Raw genomic sequence first — 21,822 nt, 5'->3', positions numbered from 1 at the left:
CGCCAATCATCGCAAGGGAGGACTGAACCATGGTTAGCAAAGTTGCAGAGGCGGCCGCTCCGGCAGTCACACGGCCAAAAAGGCGCCGCGTGCCGCCCGAACTCGGCATCTTCCTGGTGCTGATCGGCATCGCGCTTCTCTGCGAGATCCTCGGTTGGATCTTCGTCGGCCAGAGCTTCCTGATGAACCTGCAGCGCCTGAAGATCATGATCCTGCAGGTGTCGGTCATCGGCATCATCTCGGTTGGCGTGACGCAGGTCATCATCACGGGCGGCATCGACCTCTCGTCCGGCTCCGTCGTCGGCCTGACGGCCATGGTTGCCGCGAGCTTCGCACAGTCGTCGACATGGGCGCGGGCCGTCTATCCCGCGCTGACCGACATGCCCTTCTTCGTGCCGATCGGCGTCGGCCTGCTGATCGGTCTTCTTGCCGGCTTTATCAACGGGCAGCTGATCACGAAGACGAAGATTCCGCCCTTCATCGCGACGCTTGGTATGATGGTCTCAGCCCGCGGCCTGTCCAAGCTCTACACCAAGGGCCAGCCGATCTCGGGCCTCACCGATCAGTTCAATTTCATCGGCTCCGGCATCTGGCCCGTCATCGTCTTCCTGATCATCGCAATCGCCTTCCACATCGTGCTGCGCTATACGCGCTACGGCAAGTTCACCTACGCGATCGGCGCCAACGTGCAGGCGGCGCGCGTGTCTGGCATCAATGTCGAGGCGCATCTGGTCAAGGTCTATGCGATCGCCGGGCTTCTGGCGGGCCTTGCAGGCATCATCACCGCCGCCCGCGTGCAGACGGCGCAGGCCGGCATGGGCGTCAATTATGAGCTGGATGCGATCGCGGCTGCTGTCATCGGCGGCACGTCGCTGACCGGCGGCGTCGGCCGCATCGCCGGTACTGTGATCGGCACCGTCATTCTCGGTGTGATGATCTCCGGCTTCACCTTCCTCAACGTCGATGCCTATTACCAGGAAATCGCCAAGGGCTTCATCATCGTCGCGGCCGTTGCCATCGACGTCTACCGCCAGAAGAAGCGGGCCAAGCGCTGAAATGCCCGACACATCATCAGCGTTGTAAAGCATGCCTTCAAGGCGGGGTGTTTGCCCCGCCTTTTTCCATTCGAATATGCAGTTCCATGCAAATGCAAATTTTTTTCATTTGGGTATGGCGAATCCTGTCAGCTTTTCTATTCTGGCCGCTTTCCATTCGCTCACTCGAGCGCTTCGTCCGGGATAGACAATGCAAGCCGTATTCGATGGTCACAACGACGTTCTCTTGAGGCTCTGGCATCATGCGCGCGACGGCGCCGATCCGGTTGCCGAATTCAGGGATGGGACGTCGAGCGGCCATATCGATGCCCCGCGAGCGCGTGCTGGGGCTTTGGCCGGCGGCCTCTGCGCCATTTACATTCCGTCGGGCGATCTCGTCTTTGCCGATCCCGATAGCAATGGCCACTATGCCACGCCTTTGGCGGCTCCGCTGGAGCGTGCGCCTTCCCTCGACATCGCGCTGGAAATGGCGGCGATCGCGCTGAGGCTCGATCGCGCCGGTGCCTGGAAACTCTGCCGTTCCACCGCCGAGATCCGCGATTGCATGGAGAAAAGAATTTTCGCGGCCGTGATGCATATGGAAGGCTGCGAAGCGATCGACGCCGATCTCGTCGCGCTTGAAACCTTCTATGCGGCCGGCCTGCGTTCGCTCGGCCCTGTCTGGAGCCGCAACAACGTCTTTGCCCATGGTGTGCCCTTCGCCTATCCGAGCTCCCCGGACACGGGACCTGGCCTGACCGACGCCGGCTTTGCGCTAGTCCGCGCCTGCAACCAGCTCGGCATCCTGGTCGATCTCGCCCACATCACCGAGAAAGGCTTCTGGGATGTGGCGAAGACCTCGGACCAGCCGCTGGTCGCCAGCCACTCCAATGCGCATGCGCTGACGCCTGTCGCGCGCAACCTCACCGACAAGCAGCTCGATGCCATCAAGGAGAGCCGCGGCATCGTTGGCCTCAACTATGCGACGGCGATGTTGCGCGACGATGCGCGCTCGGATGCCGATACGCCGCTCGAGGCGATGGTGCGGCATGTCGATCATCTCGTCGGCCGCCTTGGCATCGATTGCGTCGGCCTCGGATCGGATTTCGACGGCGCCACGATTCCGGCTGAGATCGGCGATGCCGCAGGCAATCAGAAGCTGATTGAAGCCCTTCGGAACGCTGGTTATGGTGAGGCCGATCTTGTAAAGCTGTGCAGGGAGAACTGGCTTCGCGTCCTGGCGTCCGCTTGGAAGGAAGGCAGCCGTTCGAGTGCGTCCTGAATATTGCGTAGAGTTTAAAAAAGGGGAATGAAAACAATGATGATGACCAAGATGAACCGCGGTTTGCGCGCACTGTCTGCCGGCGTGGCTCTCTCGCTTCTGCTGATGGCGGCGCCGAACGCTTATGCCGCGACGCCCAAGGACACGCTGGTCGAGGGCTTTGCCTTCGATGATATTCTGAGCATGGATCCGGCCGAAGCCTATGAACTGTCGGCTGCGGAAATCACCGGCAACACCTATAGCCTGCTGGTCCGTCTCGACATCAACGACACGTCCAAGATCAAGGGTGACCTCGCCGAGAGCTGGTCGGTTTCCGACGATCATCTGACCTATACGTTCAAGTTGAGGCCCGGCCTGAAGTTCGCGTCCGGCAATCCGATCACGGCTGAAGACGTTGCATGGTCCTTCGAGCGTGTCGTCAAGCTTAACAAGAGCCCGGCCTTCATTCTCACGCAGTTCGGCATCACGGGCGACAACGTGACGGAGAAGGCCAAGGCAACCGATGCGAACACCTTCACCTTTACCGTCGACAAGCCCTATGCGCCGAGCTTCGTACTGAACTGCCTGACGGCAACCGTTGCCGAAGTGGTCGACAAGAAGCTGGTCCTACAGCATGTAAAGCCGGCAACGCCGACTGCCGATTACAAATATGACAACGACTTCGGCAACAGCTGGCTGAAGACCGGCTTTGCCGGTTCCGGTCCGTTCAAGCTGCGTGAATGGCGCGCCAACGAGGCCGTCGTGTTGGAGCGCAATGACAATTACTACGGCGAAAAGGCGAAGCTGAACCGTGTTATCTATCGTTTCATGAAGGAAAGCTCGGCACAGCGCCTGGCGCTTGAAAACGGCGATATCGATATCGCGCGTAACCTGTCTCCGACCGACCTTCAGGCTGTCGAGAAGAACGCGCAGCTCGCTTCGACCAACGCGCCGAAGGGCACCATCTACTATATGAGCCTCAACCAGAAGAACGCCAATCTGGCCAAGCCGGAAGTACAGCAGGCGTTCAAGTATCTGGTCGATTACGACGCCATCGGCAAGACGCTGATCAAGGGTATCGGCGAGATCCATCAGACTTTCGAACCGAAGGGCATGCTCGGCTCGCTAGATGAAAACCCGTTCAAGCTGGACGTCGCCAAGGCCAAGGAATTGCTGGCCAAGGCAGGCCTGCCCAACGGCTTCTCGATCACCATGGACGTGCGCAGCATCGAGCCAGATACGGGCATCGCGACCGCGATCCAGCAGACGCTCGGCCAGGCTGGCATCAAGGTGGAGATCATCCCTGGTGACGGCAAGCAGAAGCTGACGAAGTATCGTGCCCGCAACCACGATATCTACTTCGGCAATTGGGGCCCGGATTATTGGGACCCCCATTCCAACGCCGATACTTTCACCACCAACGACGACAATTCCGATACCAGCAGCAACAAGACGCTGGTCTGGCGCAACACCTGGACCACTCCCGAACTGGAAAAGCTCGCCAAGGCTGCGCTCTTCGAAGGCGATGCGGCCAAGCGTGGCGCCATGTATCAGGACATCCAGAAGAAATTCCTGGAAGCAAGCCCTTTCATCATCCTCTATCAGCAGACGGAAGTCGCCGGCTATCGCAAGGACGTGAAGGACTTCAAGCTTGGTCCGAGCTTCGACAACAACTTCGTCTGGCCGATCTCCAAGTGATGATCCGACAGGACTAGGTCTTTGAGCACTGTCGAACGGAAAATGCAGGTGCGGCCCAAGAAGGGCCGTGCCGCTCCCTTTTTCATGGGGCTGCTACGATTCCTCGTCGTGGCCGTCACCACCTATCTCGGTCTTCTGGCCGTCACTTTCTTCATCGGACGCGTCATACCGATCGATCCAGCGCTGGCGATCGCCGGCGATCACGCGCCGCAGCAGATACTGGAGCGCCTGCGGCGCGAGATGCATCTCGACCAGCCGCTTTATCTGCAGTTCTATTATTACCTCGTGAGCGCGCTCAGCGGCGATTTCGGTACGTCGGTTCTGACAACCAATCCGGTCATGGATGACATCAGGCGCGTCTTTCCGGCGACGATGGAGCTTGCAACGGTCGGCACGATCATCGGGGCCTTGTTTGGGGTTCCCTTCGGTGTACTTGCCGCGGTGCGCCGCAACAGCTTCATCGACCAGATCGTCCGCGTGATCGGCCTCGTCGGCTATTCCGTGCCAGTCTTCTGGCTGGCCATGGTTTCGCTCGTCATTTTTTATGCGAAGCTGAACTGGGTGGCCTATCCCGGCCGCATCGACATCGCCTTCGAATATAGTTTCACGCCGATTACGGGCTTTTTCCTGCTCGACAGCGCTCTGCAGGGGCAATGGGATGTCTTCTGGGACGTCTTCCGCCACATCATCCTGCCGGCGTCGCTGCTCGGCTATTTCTCGCTTGCCTATATCAGCCGCATGACCCGCAGCTTCATGCTGAACGAACTGGGCCAGGAATATATCGTGGCGGCCCGCGCCAAGGGGCTTTCTGAAACGCGGGTAATCTGGGGGCATGCCCTGCGCAGCGCCGCCGTGCCGCTGATCACGGTGATCGCGCTCTCCTATGCCGGGTTGCTCGAGGGATCCGTGCTGACGGAGATCGTCTTCTCCTGGCCGGGCATCGGCTTCTACATCACCAGCTCGCTGCGCAATGCCGACATGAATGCCGTTCTCGGCGGCACGATCATCGTCGGCACAGTGTTCATCGGCATCAATCTGATTTCCGATCTTCTGTATCGGACGCTCGACCCAAGGACCCGACGTAAATGACTGTCGAGACCACCCAACCCAGCTTGAGGGACTGGCTGCTCTCCGATCGGCCGCAGTCGCGCCGGCAGGCAAGGCTAGGGCGCGCCTACGTCACCTGGCGGCAGTTTTCCGCCAATCGTCTGGCCGTGATCGGGCTGCTGATTATTATCGCGCTCGTGCTGGTGGCAGCGCTTGCCGATGTCATCGCACCGCATTCGCCTGTTATCGGCGACCTGACCAATGCCTATCTGAAGCCCCCCGGCACGCCGGGCTATCTTCTCGGCACCGACGATCTCGGGCGCGATATCCTTTCGCGCCTCATCTACGGGTCGCGCTGGACGCTTTATATCGTCGTTCTGGTCGCGATCATCTCGGCGCCGATCGGGCTGATCATAGGCATGGTGTCGGGCTATCTCGGCGGCTGGGTCGATGTGATCCTGATGCGCATCACCGATATCTTCCTTGCCTTTCCGAAGCTGGTGCTGGCGCTTGCCTTTGCGGGCGCTCTTGGCGCGGGCATCGAGAATGCGGTCATTGCGATCGCCATCACCTCGTGGCCACCCTATGCGCGCCTGGCGCGGGCCGAGACGATGACGGTGCGGCGTTCGGACTATATCGCCGCCGTGCAGCTCATGGGTGCCTCGCCGCTGCGCATCATCTTCCGCCATGTCATGCCGCTCTGCATTTCCTCGGTGATCGTCCGCGTCACGCTCGACATGGCCGGCGTCATCCTGACGGCCGCCGGTCTCGGTTTCCTCGGGCTCGGCGCGCAGCCGCCGCTGCCCGAATGGGGCGTGATGATCGCGAGCGGCTTCAAATACTATCTCGATCAATGGTGGGTGGCGGCCATGCCGGGCATTGCGATCCTCGTCGTCAGCCTCGGCTTCAACCTGCTCGGCGACGGCCTGCGCGATGCGCTCGATCCGAAGGAGAGCGGGCAATGACGACACTTTTGACCGTGGAGAACCTCAAAGTTCGCTATCCGACCCGTACTGGCGTCATCGATGCCGTGCGCGGCGTGTCTTTCACGCTCGGCCGCGAGCGTCTTGGCATCGTCGGCGAGAGCGGCTCCGGCAAATCGCAGACCGGCCGCGCGATCATGGGGCTAACGCCGCCGCATGGCATCGTCACCGCCGACAAGCTGAATTTCAGCGGCATCGACCTCCTGTCGATTTCGGCCAGGGAGCGTCGGTCGTTGCGCGGCAAGCGCATCGCCATGGTGCTGCAGGATCCGAAATATTCGCTCGACCCGGTCATGACCATCGGCCGGCAGATCACTGAGACCCTGCGTACACATGAGAAGGTGAGCAAGGCCGAGGCGCGGGACCGCGCCATGGCCATGCTGGAAGCCGTGCAGATCCGCGATCCAAGCCGTGTCTACGACCTGCATCCGCACGAGGTTTCGGGCGGCATGGGCCAGCGCGTCATGATCGCCATGATGCTGATCGCCGGGCCGGAGTTGCTGATCGCAGACGAGCCGACCTCGGCGCTCGATGTCACGGTGCAGCTCGACGTGCTCAAGATCATGGATAAGCTCGTCTCCGAGCGCGGCATGGGGCTGATTTTCGTCTCGCACGATCTGCGGCTGGTGTCGTCCTTCTGCGACCGGGTGATCGTCATGTATGCGGGTAAGGTCGTGGAAGAGCTCAAGGCTTCCGAATTGAACAATGCCCAGCATCCCTATACGCGCGGCCTGCTGAACTGCATGCCCGTCGTCGGCGAATACCGGCATCCGCTACCGGTGCTCGACCGCAAGCCGGAGTGGGCGGCATGACGACAGCACTCGTAGTTGATGGCCTCAGCGTCGTCTATGACGGTTATTATGCGCTCGATGCCGTCGGCGTCGAGGTCAACAAGGGCGAATCCTTCGGCCTGGTCGGCGAGTCCGGTTCCGGAAAGTCGACGTTGCTGCGCGCCGTGGCCGGTCTTGCGCCCGTCACGGACGGCAAGATCCAGGTTGGCGGCGAGCAGCTAAAGGGCGCCAGACGCAGCAAGGCCTTCTATCGCCAGGTGCAGATGGTGTTCCAGGATCCCTACGGCTCCCTGCATCCGCGCCAGACGATCGACCGGCTGCTGCTGGAGCCTCTGTCGATCCATGGGATCGGCGATGCCGAAACCCGGATCGCGAGAGCGTTGGATGAGGTGGGCCTCGGAACAGGTTTTCGCTTCCGCTATCCGCACCAGCTCTCCGGCGGGCAGCGCCAGCGCGTCGCCATTGCCCGCGCACTGATCGTCGAACCGTCAATCCTGCTGCTCGACGAGCCGACCTCGGCGCTCGATGCTTCGGTGCAGGCCGAAGTTCTGAACCTGCTCGAACAGGTGCGCAAAGACCGCCATCTGACCTTCGTGATGGTGAGCCACGATCTCGGCGTCATCACCCATATGTGCGAGCGTCTGGCCGTCATGCGCAATGGGGCCGTGGTCGAGAGGCTGACCGCGAAGGAGCTTTCGGCAGGGAACGTGAAGCAAGACTACACGCGCAATCTTATGGTGGCGAGCAAGGGTTTTATTCGCGATTAAGCAACGGAGATTATTTGACTTTTTCAATGCTTCCACGGGGAAATTGAGCCAATGACGCGAATGGGTAATCGCTTTGGTGAAAACTACAAGTTTAAGCTTGCCGGCTGAGGAGAAACGAATGGACGAACTCTTCGAAAGCGCGGTTCGATCGATCGGGGATATTGCTGGTGTGTTCGAATTTGATGGCGAGGCTGGTTACTTTTATCTTTGTGTAATCGATGAAAAACAAGACAGTAAGATAATAGATGCAATAGGAGTATTTTTGAATACCCCTATGTCTTCTTTGCCGAGTATTGCAGTTGAATGGGATGCCAGCGAGCAAAATGTGGGGCTGGTAATAGATGGCATATTGTGGGCCATATTTGACTGCGCCAACGGGAAAAAATTCGGTGCGGCATATAGTAAAAACACCAAACCGAATCTCCCAGCTGACGTAGCTCAAGGGTTTCGGAGAATGTGAATCTTGAGCTATAGACGACCAATCGTATAGACTATTGACACCTGCCGCAATTCTGTCATGATCTCGTTAATGGCAGTTAACTTTCGTGATCCCGATGAGGGGTCAGACGTTAAGTGGAGGCAGGCATGTTTTTCATGGGTGGCATGACCATGGGCTATCTTCATCCGCCGGTGCCGGCGAAGCGGGAAGGTGCACGGTCTGCCGCTCTTTCTGAGGAAAACAGCCGCCGTCAGGCCGGATCTGCCGAAGAGCAGACGGCCGATACCAGCGCCATCGAGCGTAGCTTGATTTGGGCCCGCCGCATTCTCTGCTGATTAGGCGTTGCCGATCTTTCGGGTCCTCGACTTCAAATGGTTTAATTTTTCTCGGCTCGCGTTCTGGACGGAAATTCATCTCTACCTAATTGATAGGATATGTATGAATATCCGTCCCGGGCTTGACCTAAGAGACATATAAGAAACGAACGGAGGCGACACATGGCGAATTTGGGTATTTCGAATACGCATGTGAATCAGTTCGATGGTTCCAAGCGCGCTGCGAATACGCGGCGAAAGATTCAAACGGCTGTTCATGTCGTCCTGTTTTCGGCTGCATTCCTCTTTGTCGCGGCCATTGTTTGCGGCATCGTCGTTTAAGGTGGTGCCTTTGGAAGCGGCAGGGAATACTGCCGCTTGTTTGGTCGATTTCTCGGCGACCCCCGGTAAATTCCATTCAGTTTTCCTGGCATCATTTTGCTGCGCAAAGAAATTTGCTCGGCCGATAGAATGTGCCGTGTGAAAACAGTAAACTTCCCCCCAAAATACGCTCGCGTAAGCGCTTGGCGCGTTGCCATTCGGCGGCTCGGCTGGTCGCCATGCTATTCCGTATTGCCTCTCTTTTCGGAGTGAAGGCGAATCGCTGTGATGGCATGACAGGGAGGATGTGTCTTGGCCCTGCGGGGTTGCCATTCACAGGCAGGTATGGGCTCAGTTCTGCGCAGCTTCGAAAAGCGATGCGCTCCGACAGGAATTTGCGAATCTTTTTATGGGGTTCAGTTTAAGTTCATCTTCTGCGGGATATGGAGGATTCAATATGCCGAACCATGCTGAATTTCCGAAACGGGATGAATCAGCCCAGGGAGAATGCCTCATGACCTTGATCGATTGTCGTTGACCTCTGCGGATCGCTGCCGGAACCATTTGGTCGCGTATCCAGTTTCACGGACACCCTTTTGGATGATGACGAATAGTCGCCGCAATCTTTAAGAACGCCCCGTGAAAATCTTCGCCTGTATAAGTTTGTTCTAAGCCGTCACTTCGAATTCACCCCCTTCGCCCGCCGGGAAGCGAAGCAAAAGGGTCCAAATGCGTGAATTCTTGCGTCGGGCAGGGCAAAAACGATAAAGGCGACAATGCCACTCACTCTGTTTGGACCCAGAACCCGAATCCATGACATCTCAAAATCTCTCCACCGTTACGCCGCGCGATTCTGATGCCAAGCAGATCGATCATAATGATGCGATCCGCGCCACCTATTTCTCCAATGAGCAGATCAAGGAATGCGGCGCGGCCTTCGCCCGCAACGGCGCGAAAACCAAGCTGCCAGGCTTTGCGCCCTTTGATTTCTTCGCCCGGCACAAGGAAAACGAGAAAGAGATCCTGCGCGTCTATCGCTCGGCCAATGCCGATGTCGATGCTGGGGAATCGATCACGCCGGCGGCCGAATGGCTGCTCGACAACCACTACATCATCGAAGAGGCCATTCAGGAAGTCCGCCGCGATTTTCCGAAGAAGTTTTATGACCAGCTGCAGACGCTGACCATCGACGGCATGGTTATGCCGCGCACCATGGCGCTTGCCTGGCTCTACGTCGCCCACACGCATAGCACCGTATCCAATCAGGGCCTGCTGGCGCTCGTCGAAGGTTTCCAGTCGGTGGAGATGCTGAAAATCGGCGAGCTTTGGGCCGTTCCCTCGCTGGTGCGGTATATCCTGGTTGAAAACCTGCGCCGCATTTCGAGCCGCGTCGAGCAGAGCCGCATCACCCGCAAGAAAGCGAATGCCGCCGTCGATGAGCTGATCCGTCTGAACGACGACGCCAAGGTCGCCGAGTTCCTGAAGACGCTTGAGCCCTATACCTCGGACAACACCTTCGCCACGCAGTTCCTCTACCGTCTGCGCGACGGCTCGCATACGTCGGGTCTCGCCGTCACATGGCTTGAGAAGCGGCTTGCCGAGGCCGGGACCGATGCCGAAAGCGTCATGATGGCCGAGCACAATCGGCTGTCATCCGGCAATGTGACGATGGGCAACATCATCAAGAGCCTGCGTCTCATCGACGATACCGATTGGTCCGTCTGGGTCGAAGAGGTCAGCGCCGTCGACAAGCTGCTCTGGGACGAGACCGACTACGCCAAGCTCGATCCCGGCTCGCGCAACAGCTATCGCCGCCGTATCGAAAAGCTCGCGCGCCGTTGCGACAAGACCGAAATGGAAATTGCCCAGATCGCCATGGCGATGACCGAAGCCGCCAAGGCATCGAGCGAAGGGCAATCGCGCGAGCCGAATATCGGCGACTTCATCATGGGCCAGCAGACGCAGAAGCTGGAGAAGGCGATCGGGTATCGTGTGCCCCTTTCGGTGAGCTTCGTGCGTCAGTGGCGCAAGCTCAACTGGCTGTCGATCGCAGCCCCGGTGTTGTTCCTGACCGTCGTGGCCCTCGGTATCGTCGGTTATTTCATGCTGCATGCCGGCATGGGCTGGGCAGAGACCATCCTCTTGCTCCTGATGTTCTCGCTGCCGGCATCGGAAGGCGCCACCGGCCTCTTCAATTTCTTCGTCACCATGTATCTGACGCCGGCGCGGCTGGTCGGTTACGAATTCAAGGAAGGCATTCCGCAAGAGGCCCGTACGCTGGTCGTCGTGCCGACGCTGATCGGCAACCGCGACAGTGTCGATGAGCTCGTGCGCAATCTCGAGGTCCATTATCTCGCCAATCCGCGCGGCGAAGTCTATTACGCGCTGCTCAGCGACTGGCCTGACAGCCAGGAGGAAGAGAGCGAGCGCGATCTGGAAATCCTCGATTATGCCCGCCGCGAAGTCGCCAATCTGGCGGCGCGCTATGACGAGGACGGCATTCAGCGCTTCTACCTGCTGCATCGCCGCCGCCTCTACAATCCGTCCGAAGGCGCCTGGATGGGCTGGGAGCGCAAGCGCGGCAAGCTGCACGAGCTGAACATGCTGCTGCGCGGCGACCGCGATACCACTTTCCTGCCCGGCGCCAATATCGTGCCGAAGGACGTGCAGTATGTCATGACGCTCGATTCCGATACGCGCCTGGTGCGCGATACGGTGACGAAGCTCGTCGGAAAGCTGCATCATCCGATCAACCGCCCGGTTTTCGATCCCGAGAGCAAACGCGTCGTGCGCGGCTACGGCGTGCTGCAGCCGCGCGTCACCCCGTCTTTGACCACGGGTAAGGATGCGTCGGTCTTCCAGCGCGTCTTCTCGGTTAACCGCGGTCTCGACCCATACGTCTTCGCCGTTTCCGACGTCTATCAGGATCTGGTGGAAGAAGGCACCTTCACCGGCAAGGGCCTCTATCATGTCGATGCCTTCGAAGCGTCGCTAAAAGGCAAGATCGACGAAAACGCCGTCCTCAGCCACGATCTGCTCGAAGGCTCGATGGCGCGCTGCGCCCTCGTCACCGACTGCGAGCTGGTCGAAGATTTCCCGATCCGCTACGAAGTCGAGGTCTCGCGCCAGCATCGCTGGGCGCGTGGTGACTGGCAGCTGCTTCCCTATCTCTTCAATCCCAAGCGCGGCGTCACCGGCCTCGGCCGCTGGAAGATGATGGACAATCTGCGTCGCTCGCTGACGCCGATCGCCTGGTTCTTCGCCTCCGTGCTCGGTTGGTACTTCATGGAGCCGCTGGCGGCGCTCATCTGGCAGATCCTGCTGATCTTCTGCCTGTTCGTCGCCCCGACGCTGTCACTCATCAACGGCATCATTCCGCGCACCAGCGATATCGTCGCCCGCGCCCATCTCTATACGGTCTGGTCGGATATCCGCGCCGCCAATGCACAGGTCGCATTGCGTATCGTCTTCATCGCCGATGGCGCCTGCGTCATGGCCGATGCCATCGGCCGTTCGCTTTACCGCGCCTTCGTCAGCCGCAAGCTGATGCTGCAATGGCGGACCGCGGCGAGCGCCCAAGCCGCGGCACAGACGACGATCCTCGGCCACTACCGCGTCATGTGGCATGCGCCAGTGCTTGCGCTGCTGGCACTTGCCTTCGCGTCGCTTTCCGGCAACAACGCCTTCTTCGTCGGCATTCCCTTTGCACTGCTCTGGGTCCTGTCGCCGGCGATCGCCTGGTATGTCAGCCAGTCGGCCGAGACCGAAGATCGGCTGGAAGTGCCGGAAAGCGTTTCGTTCGAACTGCGCAAGATCGCGCGGCGCACCTGGCGCTATTTCGAAACTTTCGTCGTCGAACAGCAAAACCATCTGCCGCCTGATAACGTGCAGCAGACCCCGAATGCGGTTGTGGCATCACGCACGTCGCCGACCAATATCGGTGTCTACCTGCTGTCGGTCATCTCGGCGCGTCATTTCGGCTGGACCTCCTTCGAGGAAACCATCGATCGCATGGAAAAGACCATGGCGACCGTGGCGAAGCTCGAAAAGTTCCGCGGGCACCTGTGCAACTGGTATCACACCGATACGCTGAAGCCGATGGGCGCTCGCTACATCTCGGCTGTCGATAGCGGCAACTTCGCCGGCCATCTGATCGCTGTCTCGTCCGCTTGCCGTATCTGGGCGGAGGCACCGTCTGCACATATGCAGGGCAATCTCGACGGTATCGGCGATGTCGCCGGCATTCTCGCCGAAACCCTTGCCGAGCTTCCGGATGACCGCAAGACGGTTCGCCCGCTGCGTCGCCGCCTGGAAGAGCGCATCGCCGGCTTCCAGAACGCGCTTGCTGCCGTCAAGCGCGAACATGAATTCGCCTCGATCCGCGTCATCAACCTGTCTGTTCTGGCGCAGGACATCCAGAAGCTTGCGGCAAACCTCGACCATGAGGTGAAGTCGACGCAGAGCGGCGAGGTGCTCACCTGGTCGCAGTCGCTGGTCAAGGTCTGCGAGGGCCATATCGCCGACAGCATCTTCGATCTCGCCAATGTGGATTCGCTGCGCCAGCGTCTGGCGAAGCTGCGCGACCAAATGCGCGAACTCGCCTTCGGCATGGAATACGCCTTCCTCTATCGTCCGGAACGGCGCCTGCTTTCCATCGGCTTCCGCGTCGAAACCAATGAGCTCGATGCCGCCTGCTACGACCTTCTGGCCTCCGAAGCACGCCTCACCAGCCTTTTCGCCATCGCCAAGGGCGATTTGCCGACGGAGCACTGGTATCGACTCGGCCGTCAGGTCGTGCCTGTCGGCTCGCGCGGCGCGCTGGTTTCGTGGTCGGGCTCGATGTTTGAATATCTGATGCCGCCGCTCGTCATGCAGGAGCGCCAGGGCGGTATCCTCAACCAGACGAATAATCTGGTCGTGCAGGAGCAGATGAACTACGCCAAGCGACTTGGCTCCGATATCCCCTGGGGTATTTCAGAAGCGGCCTTCAACGCCCGCGACCACTATATGCACTACCAGTACACCAATTTCGGCGTGCCTTCGCTCGGCCTCAAGCGCGGCCTCGGCCAGAACGCCGTCATCGCGCCTTATGCCTCGATCCTCGCCAGCCAGTATCGCCCGGCTGCGGCGCTCGAAAACCTGCAGAAATTGCGTAAGGTGGGCGCGCTCGGCATCTACGGCTTCCATGATGCCGTCGATTTCACGCCGACCCGCGTTCCCGAAGGCAAGAAGTGCGCGGTGGTCTACAACTACTATGCACACCATCACGGCATGTCGATCGCCGCGATCGCCAACGTCGCCTTCAACGGACGCCTGCGCGAACTCTTCCATGCCGATCCGGTGATCGAAGCGGCCGAACTGCTGCTGCAGGAAAAGGCGCCGCGCGATATTCCGGTCATGGCCGCCAAGCACGAGAGCGACCAGCCGGCTAATATCCAGGAGGACATGCTGCGTCCGGAAATCCGCAAGATCGCCGATCCGGCGACGCAGGATCGCGAGCTCGCCTTCCTTTCCAACGGTCATTATTCGGTCATGCTGACCGCGACCGGCGCGGGCTATTCGCGCTGGAACGGCCTGACCGTCTCGCGCTGGCGGGCCGACCCGACGGAGGACCGCTGGGGTACCTTCATCTTCCTGCGCGATACCGCCTCCGGCCAATGGTGGTCGGCGACCGCGGAACCGCGCAGCATCGAAGGGGAAAAGGCCAAGGTCGCCTTCAGCGATGAAAAGGTCGAATACAGCAAGACGGTCGGCGATCTCACCAGCGACGTCGAATGCATCGTCGCCACCGAGCATGATGCCGAAGGCCGCCGTGTGACGCTGCTCAACATGGGCACGGAGGACCGCTTCATCGAAGTGACCTCCTATCTTGAGCCGGCCCTTGCGAGTGACGACGTCGATTCCGGTCACCCGGTCTTTACGCGCATGTTCGTGCGCACAGAGATCGGCAACAGCGGTGACGTGATCCGCGCAGAGCGCAACAAGCGCGACTATAACGAGCCTGACATGTCGGTCGCCCATCTGGTCGTCGACAATGCCGGATCGGAACGTCCGACCGAATTCGAAACCGACCGCCGCAAATTCCTCGGCCGCGGCCGCACGCTTGCGGAAGCTGCAGCCTTCGATCCGGGTGCGACGCTCTCCGGCACGGACGGCTTCACCATGGATGCCTGCCTGTCGCTGCGTCGCGTCGTGCGCGTTCCCGCCGGCAAGAAGGTCAGCATCATCTTCTGGACCATTGCCGCGCCGAACCGCGAAGAGGTCGATAAGGCGGTCGAGCGCTACCGCAATCCCGACACCTTCGGCATCGAGCTGACGCAGGCGTGGACCCGCACGCAGATGCAGATGCGCCATGTCGGCGTTACCTCGCAGCAGGCGGCCGCCTTCCAGAAGCTCGCCCGCTATCTGGTCTATCCGGACATGCACCTGCGCGCCGACGGCGCCACCGTGCAGGCCGGCCTGCATTCGCAATCCGCGCTCTGGCCGGTGACGATCTCAGGCGATTTCCCGATCTTCACCCTGCGCATCAACGACGATATCGACCTCGAAATCGCCCGGGAAGCCCTGATGGCGGCGGAATATCTGCGTTCACGCGGCATCAGCGCCGATTTGGTGATCGTCAACGAACGCGCTGTCGAGCAGGCCCAGGACATGCAGCGCGAGCTGGATAAGCTCGTCGAGCACGTCCGTCACAACCAGGGCGACGGTCTCAGGCAGAATATCTTCTCGGTTCGCAAGGACCAGATCGAAAACGAGACCTACCAGGAGATCCTTGCCGCATCGCGGGTGATCTTCCATGCCCGCAACGGCAAGCTCGTCGATCAGATCGCGCGCGCGGCGACGCTGTTTGCCTCGACCCAGTCCGAGGAAACGACGCCGGTCAATCGTCTCTCCGTACCGCTCGCGCTGCAAGATTCCGTTTTTGCGGCCGAGCCTATCGAGGCGCAGGACGATCTCGATTTCTGGAACGGTTACGGCGGCTTCTCCAAGGACGGTCGCGAATATGTCGTGCGTCTGCCGGGCGGTCAGTCGACGCCGCATCCGTGGATCAACGTAATCTCGAACGAGCGCTTCGGCTTCCACGTTCCTGCCGAAGGCGGCGGCTTCACCTGGAGCCACAACTCGCGCGACTATCAGCTGACGCCCTGGACCAACGACATGGTCATCAACCGTCCGGGCGAGGCGCTTTATGTCGCCGACCTCGACAGCAACAAGGTCATGACGCCCTATGCCGGCTTGTCGCGCAATGCGAAGGTCCGCTTCGAGGCCCGTCACGGTCTCGGCTATTCCGTCTTCTCGAGCGAAGACGATGGCGTGGCACTGGAGCTGACGCAGACCATCGATCGCGAGCGTCCGGTCAAGCTCTTCCGTCTGCGACTCAGCAACAAGGGCGCCGGCAGCCGGCGGCTGCGGATCTACAATTATGCGGAATGGGTGCTCGGCATCAATCAGAACAAGACCAGACCCTTCATCCTGTCGACGCTGGATGAGGAGACGGGCGCGCTGTTTGCCAACAACCCCTACAGTATCGACTACTTCAAGCGGACCGCCTTCATGGCGGCGAGCGAGACGCATTCGAGCTTCTCGGCAAGCCGCCGCGAGTTCATCGGCCGCCATGGCACGATCCAGATGCCGGAAGCCGTCGTGACGGCTGCTGTGCTCTCCAACTCGACCGATCTTGATGGCGATCCCTGCGGTGCTCTGGCCTTCGACGTGACGATTGCCGCCGGCGAGCAGAAGGAAATCTGCTTCTATATGGGCGATACGGCCACGGTCGAAGAGGCCCGCGCGCTGGTCTCGGAAATCCGCAAGGCCGATTTCGAGGCCGTGCTTTCGGCAGGTCGGGAGTTCTGGGACGGCTTCACCGGCCATGTGAAGATCTCGACGCCGGACAAGGCGATGAACAACATGATCAATGCCTGGCTGCCCTATCAGAGCCTTGGCTGCCGTATCATGTCGCGTACCGCCTTCTACCAGTCGTCGGGTGCCTTCGGCTTCCGCGACCAGTTGCAGGATACGCTGGCATTCCTGGTGCATAGACCGGAGCTTGCCCGCAACCAGATCCTCAATGCGGCCCAGCGTCAGTTCCGCGAAGGCGACGTGCAGCATTGGTGGCTGCCGGGCAGCGGCGCCGGCGTGCGTACCCATATCTCGGACGACGTCGTCTGGCTTGCCTATGCCATCGACCAGTACTGCACGGTAACGGGCGACAAGTCGCTCCTCGATGAGGAACTTGCCTTCGTCGAGGGTGCGGCGCTGATGCCCGGCACGCATGACGTCTTCTACCAGCCGACCGTGTCGCAGGACAAAGTCAGCGTCTACGAACATGCGGCTCTGGCTCTCGATCTCGCGATCAAGCGCAAGGGCGGCAGTGGCTTGCCGCTGATCCTCGGCGGCGACTGGAACGACGGCATGAATCGCGTCGGCATCCAGGGCCGCGGCGAAAGTGTCTGGCTCGGCTGGTTCCTTGCCGGCATGCTAACCGCATTCCTGCCCTATGCCGAAGCACGCGGCGACAAGGAGCGCGTCAAGCGCTGGTCCGACCATCTGCCGGAACTGCGCAAGGCGCTAGAATCGGCGGGCTGGGACGGCGGTCATTATCGCCGCGGCTATTTCGACGATGGCAGCCCGCTCGGCTCTAGCGAGAATTTCGAGTGCCAGATCGATTCGATCGCGCAGTCCTGGAACATTCTCTCCGGCGAAGGTGACAGGGCGCGCGGCGAGAAGGCGATGAATGCCGTGCTCGAGAAGCTGGTGGACGATGAAAACCGTATCATCCGGCTGTTCACGCCGCCCTTCGCGAAGTCGGCGCGCGATCCGGGCTACATCAAGTCCTATCCGCCCGGTGTGCGCGAAAATGGCGGCCAGTACACTCACGCGGCCACCTGGGTGGTCATGGCGCTGGCAGAAATGAATCGCGGCGACGATGCCTGGCATTGCTTCGACATGCTGAACCCGATCAACCATGCACGCGATCGTGATCAGGCCGATACCTATCGTGTAGAGCCCTATGTGGTCGCTGCTGATATTTACGGCGAAGGACAGTTGACGGGCCGTGGCGGCTGGACCTGGTATACGGGATCCGCCGGCTGGCTCTATCGCGTCGCTGTCGAAGGCATTCTCGGCATCCGTGTGAAAAACGGACGACTTTTCGTCAAGCCGGCATTGCCTTCGAACTGGGATGGCTTTGCGGCAGATATCGAACTGCCGAGCGGAAATTACCGTATTTCCGTCTCAAAAGCGCCCGATGCGACGGGATACTCGGTCACTATCAATGACAGGGCGGTCGCCCATCCCGAAGAGGGCTTTCCGATCGGACAGTAGCGTTTCTGCACTGCTTCGCTTCGACGATCGGGGCCAAAGGGGGAACTCTTTGGCCCCGATTGCATTTGAGTGTCGGAACAGGAGAGTTTGATGAATTCAAGGGCGCAGATGAGCCTGGCACCGGCGCAACGGGTGAGCGTGCCGAAGCCGGTCTCGCAGAGGGATACCCGACTGGATGTTCTCAGAGCCCTGGCTCTGATCATGATCTTCATAAACCATGTGCCGGGGCAGATCTTCGAGGATTTGACCTCCAAGAATTTCGGCTTCTCCGATGGCGCCGAAGCCTTTGTGCTGATTTCCGGCATGTCGGTCGGCCTTGCCTATGGAACGAGATTTCTTCCGGGTAATCGGCTGAAGATGGCATGGAAGGCGATCAAGCGGGCCTTCACGCTCTATACGGCGCATATGATCACGACCTTCGTGACCCTGGTGCTTTTCATCTCCGGCGCATGGATTTTCCACCAGAAGGGCCTGCTTTGCGAAGTGAATATCCTGGCCCTGCTGATGGATCCGGCGCGCGGCATTCCCGCGCTACTGACGCTCGGACATCAAATCGGCTACAACAATATTCTGCCCATGTACGGTGCCCTGTTCCTCATGCTGCCGCTGATCATGCTGCTGCAGGCGAGGAGCCCCTTGCTTCTGCTCGCAATTTCGGTCGGCGTCTGGCTGGTATCCGGCATCTATTACATCGCGCCGCACACGACGCTGCTTGATGGTTTCTGGTTCCTCAACCCGCTATCCTGGCAGCTGCTTTTCGTCATCGGCTTCATTGTCAGCATGCATGTCAAGCGCGGCGGGCAAATCCCCGCCCATCCGGTTCTGATCGCGCTCGCCTGTGCCTATGTGCTCGTGTCCTTCATCTGGGTGACCGACAAGCTATGGATACTCGGCGACTACCTCGCCATGCTCGGTCTGCCGACCGTCGTCACCGGCTTCGACAAGACCTTCCTGTCGCTGCCGCGGCTGCTGCATGTTCTGGCGCTCGCCTATCTGATCGTCAGTATCCCCGCCATTTCGGCGTTCCTGCGCCGTTCGACGAACCACCCGCTGACAATCCTCGGGCGGCATTCGCTGAACATCTTCGTTGCGGGCACCATCCTCGCCATGGCCGGCCAGGTTCTTCTCTACGTGACCAACAAGAGCCCCGTCGTCGGTGCCATCTATGTCGTCTTCGGCATCACCGCACAATTCCTCTATGCCTACCATCTCGAGCATAAGAGGCTTCAGCTTGCTAGCCAGAGCACGGCGAAAGCACCGGCGAGGCCGGTCGCCATGCCTGCTCATTTCGTAAAGCGTCACTGAGGGCTCGGCCGCGCCGCGTGCCTGCGCGGGTCGGCTTATCGATCTTTCCGCAGTCGCCGAGGGAGCGGCGGCTCGATTAACTGGATCGGCACTGACAACTGGATGGGCCTGCTTAAGCTTCAAGTGCAAGTTCTGATCCGATGCCGGTCGGATATCGACCCTAACTCCAGTCGGCATTCGTCCGTATTGACCTCCGATCAGAAAACGGAAAGACCCGGTTTTCCCGCTGGGTCTTTCTTTTTAGGTTGGTCACGTGGCTTCGATCGAGGCAATCGGATCTTACTGGCCCGCTCCTTGCAGGCATTGCCCCCTCACCCTAACCTCCGCAGGCGGCAGGGGTATCGCATATGGGATGGATCGGCACCGGAAATTCCTTCTCCCCTTTGGGAGAAGATGGCCCGAAGGGTCGGATGAGAAGGCTATCGATTTGAATTCATGGATTTTCGTGGTCTTGGCGGGCACCCCCTCATCCGCCTGGCGGCACCTTCTCCCCGCTGGGGAGAAGGAGGCAGCTGCGATTTCAGCCCATATGCGATAACCCCCCGCGCACAAGGGGGAGGGGCTGGTCTTAGGGTGGCTGCTGCGTCACGCCGGTTTCACAAATATCATCTGCCCACAGCTCGACAGCAAAAAGCCGAGAGAACAGGTTCTCCCGGCTTCGATCTTAGGCCCCTTGCGAAGATCAGGCGGCTTCGTGTTCCGTCGTGTGTGCCTTGCGGACTTCCTCGTCCGTCAGGATGCCGCTGGCGCGCAGGAGGGCAGCGAAGCGGCCGTTGCTCTGGCTGAGCTCGTTGAAGCTGCCGTTCTCGATGATGCGGCCGTTGTCCAGGAAGAGGACCATGTCGGCCTCGCGAACCGTCGACAGGCGGTGCGCAATGATGAAGGTCGTGCGGTTCTGGCGCAGGTTGTCGATCGCCGTCTTGACCCGGTTTTCCGTTTCGACGTCGAGCGCGCTCGTTGCTTCATCGAGCACGAGGATTGGCGCATCCTTCAGGATGGCGCGGGCGATCGCGATACGCTGGCGTTCACCACCCGAGAGCTTGTTGCCACGCTCGCCGACGCGGGTATCGTAGCCGCTTTCGCGGGTTTCGATAAAATCGTTGGCGGCGGCGGCCTGGGCTGCGCGGATCATTTCCTCCTGCGTCGCACCTTCGCGGCCGAGACGGATGTTGTCGCTGATCGAGCGGTTCAGCAGGCCTGCATCCTGGAACACGGTGGCGATGAAGCGGCGGAGCGACTTGCGGGTCACCTTGGTGATGTCGTGACCGTCGACGAGGATCTGGCCGCTCTGCGGATCGAAGACACGCTGCAGCAGGTTGACGAGCGTCGTCTTGCCGGCGCCGGTCGGGCCGACGATGGCGACGGTCTGGCCAGCCTTCACCTTGAAGGAGATGTCGTGCAGGCCCTGCGACGAGTTGGCGAAGCCGAAGGAGACATCGCGGAATTCCACTTCACCCTTGACGTCCTTGATTTCAGCAAGGCCGGCCGGCTCTTCGCGGTCGCGAACCGAATCTTCCAGCGTGTAGAAGTCTTCGAGCTTGGCGCGGGCCTCGAAAATCTGGTTGGCGAAGTTGCGCAGCTGCTCCAGGCGGCCGATCAGCACGTTGGCAAAGGCGATGAAGGTGATGAGCGCGCCGAGGCTCAAGCTGCCATCCTGGACGAGGACGGTACCGATCATGAGGATCGCCATCATGGCAACGGTCGAGGCCGTGCGGTTCAGGGCGCCGGCAAGTGCCCACCAGTCGAGGACCGGATACTGAGCTTGCAGGAGGCGTTCGGTGAACGACTTCAGCGCCTTGGTTTCAGCTTCGATGCGGTTGTAGCTATGCAGCACCGAGACGTTGCTGATCGAGTCGCTCACATGCGAGAAGACGGTATTGTAGTGGCTTTCGACCGAGGTCTGGCCATCCTTCGTGCGGCTCATGACCAGACGGCCTATGAACCAGTAGAAGACGCCGAGCAGGACGAGGACTGCGGACAGGCGCAGGTCCATGGCCATGGCCGTCGGGATCATGATGACGAGCGCGACGGCGGTCGTGAGGTGATTGCGCATGAATTCGAGCCACAGGCCGAACAGCGCTTCGCAGGCGCGCAGCAGCGTGTTCAGCGCGCTCGCCGTGCCGCGCTGGCTATGCCAGGAAAGCGGCATCGAGATGATGCGGCCGAATGCTTCGGTAAGCAGGGAGGCGCGGCGACCATGCGCAAGGCGATCGGCCTCGCGGGACACCACGATGAAGGCGACAGCACTGAAGACGGCGAAGCCCGCCCACAGCATCATGGTCGGCGTGACGGCTTCCTTCTTGGCAATGGCGTCGAAGATGCGGCCGAACAAAACCGGTTCGTAGATGGTGGTCATCGCAAGCGCGATGTTTGCGATCACGACCATCCATACGCGGTATCGATACGCGCCAAGATACTTCAGGGCTCTTGCATAGACTTTGAACAGTGACACGTCAGGCACCCTCTGTGCATCAGCAAAACTCGGAATGTTGTGACACTACAGATCGGTACCTGAACCGGCGATTAACGGAATCTGAA

General features: G+C 60.2%; 13 protein-coding genes. 12 read left to right on the top strand and 1 reads right to left on the bottom strand.

Annotation, left to right across the window (positions count from 1 at the left end; genetic code table 11):
* Positions 1-29 precede the first annotated feature (29 nt).
* The 12 genes from FHT73_RS15615 to opgC all read left to right on the top strand — a co-directional run bounded on the left by FHT73_RS15615 (position 30) and on the right by opgC (position 19,284).
* Positions 30-1,055: an ABC transporter permease gene (locus tag FHT73_RS15615; protein ID WP_112336144.1), complete on the top strand. Its 1,026-nt coding sequence runs from the start codon at positions 30-32 to the stop codon at positions 1,053-1,055.
* A 190-nt stretch (positions 1,056-1,245) separates the two neighbouring features.
* Positions 1,246-2,316, top strand: coding sequence for a dipeptidase (locus tag FHT73_RS15610; protein ID WP_112336145.1), 1,071 nt, complete (start codon positions 1,246-1,248; stop codon positions 2,314-2,316).
* Between the two features lie 36 nt (positions 2,317-2,352).
* Positions 2,353-3,993: an ABC transporter substrate-binding protein gene (locus FHT73_RS15605; RefSeq protein ID WP_183712777.1), complete on the top strand. Its 1,641-nt coding sequence runs from the start codon at positions 2,353-2,355 to the stop codon at positions 3,991-3,993.
* A gap of 21 nt (positions 3,994-4,014) precedes the next feature.
* Positions 4,015-5,082, top strand: a complete 1,068-nt coding sequence (locus FHT73_RS15600) for an ABC transporter permease (protein WP_112398147.1) — start codon at positions 4,015-4,017, stop codon at positions 5,080-5,082.
* The gene (locus FHT73_RS15595; RefSeq protein ID WP_183712774.1) at positions 5,079-6,005 is read left to right on the top strand and encodes an ABC transporter permease; all 927 of its coding nucleotides are present in this window, start codon (positions 5,079-5,081) and stop codon (positions 6,003-6,005) included. The genes FHT73_RS15600 and FHT73_RS15595 overlap by 4 nt, the downstream gene beginning before the upstream one ends.
* Entirely contained in the window at positions 6,002-6,835 is an 834-nt protein-coding gene (locus tag FHT73_RS15590) for an ABC transporter ATP-binding protein (RefSeq protein ID WP_183712771.1), read from the top strand. The genes FHT73_RS15595 and FHT73_RS15590 overlap by 4 nt, the downstream gene beginning before the upstream one ends.
* Positions 6,832-7,581, top strand: coding sequence for an ABC transporter ATP-binding protein (locus FHT73_RS15585; RefSeq protein WP_183712769.1), 750 nt, complete (start codon positions 6,832-6,834; stop codon positions 7,579-7,581). Before FHT73_RS15590 ends, FHT73_RS15585 begins: the two co-directional genes overlap by 4 nt.
* Positions 7,582-7,699: 118 nt before the next feature.
* Positions 7,700-8,041 (top strand): DUF2251 domain-containing protein, encoded by a 342-nt coding sequence (locus tag FHT73_RS15580; RefSeq protein WP_183712766.1) that lies wholly within the window; start codon positions 7,700-7,702, stop codon positions 8,039-8,041.
* A 125-nt stretch (positions 8,042-8,166) separates the two neighbouring features.
* Complete coding sequence (locus tag FHT73_RS15575) at positions 8,167-8,355, top strand: hypothetical protein (protein WP_183712763.1); 189 nt, start codon at positions 8,167-8,169, stop codon at positions 8,353-8,355.
* A 162-nt stretch (positions 8,356-8,517) separates the two neighbouring features.
* Positions 8,518-8,676 (top strand): hypothetical protein, encoded by a 159-nt coding sequence (locus tag FHT73_RS15570; RefSeq protein ID WP_183712760.1) that lies wholly within the window; start codon positions 8,518-8,520, stop codon positions 8,674-8,676.
* Positions 8,677-9,468: 792 nt separating this feature from the next.
* The gene (locus FHT73_RS15565) at positions 9,469-17,979 is read left to right on the top strand and encodes a glucoamylase family protein (RefSeq protein WP_183712758.1); all 8,511 of its coding nucleotides are present in this window, start codon (positions 9,469-9,471) and stop codon (positions 17,977-17,979) included.
* Between the two features lie 108 nt (positions 17,980-18,087).
* Positions 18,088-19,284, top strand: coding sequence for an OpgC domain-containing protein (gene opgC / locus FHT73_RS15560; protein ID WP_246712143.1), 1,197 nt, complete (start codon positions 18,088-18,090; stop codon positions 19,282-19,284).
* Positions 19,285-19,966: 682 nt separating this feature from the next.
* On the opposite strand, the gene FHT73_RS15555 is transcribed toward opgC, so the two are convergent.
* Positions 19,967-21,736, bottom strand: coding sequence for a glucan ABC transporter ATP-binding protein/ permease (locus FHT73_RS15555; RefSeq protein ID WP_183712752.1), 1,770 nt, complete (start codon positions 21,734-21,736; stop codon positions 19,967-19,969).
* Positions 21,737-21,822: the final 86 nt, after the last annotated feature.

Origin of the sequence: Rhizobium sp. BK098 (assembly GCF_014193155.1) — a bacterium.
Classification (GTDB): Bacteria; Pseudomonadota; Alphaproteobacteria; order Rhizobiales; family Rhizobiaceae; genus Rhizobium.
The sequence above is the reverse complement of the archived record's forward strand: the minus strand, read 5'-3'. Positions and strand labels throughout refer to the sequence as shown.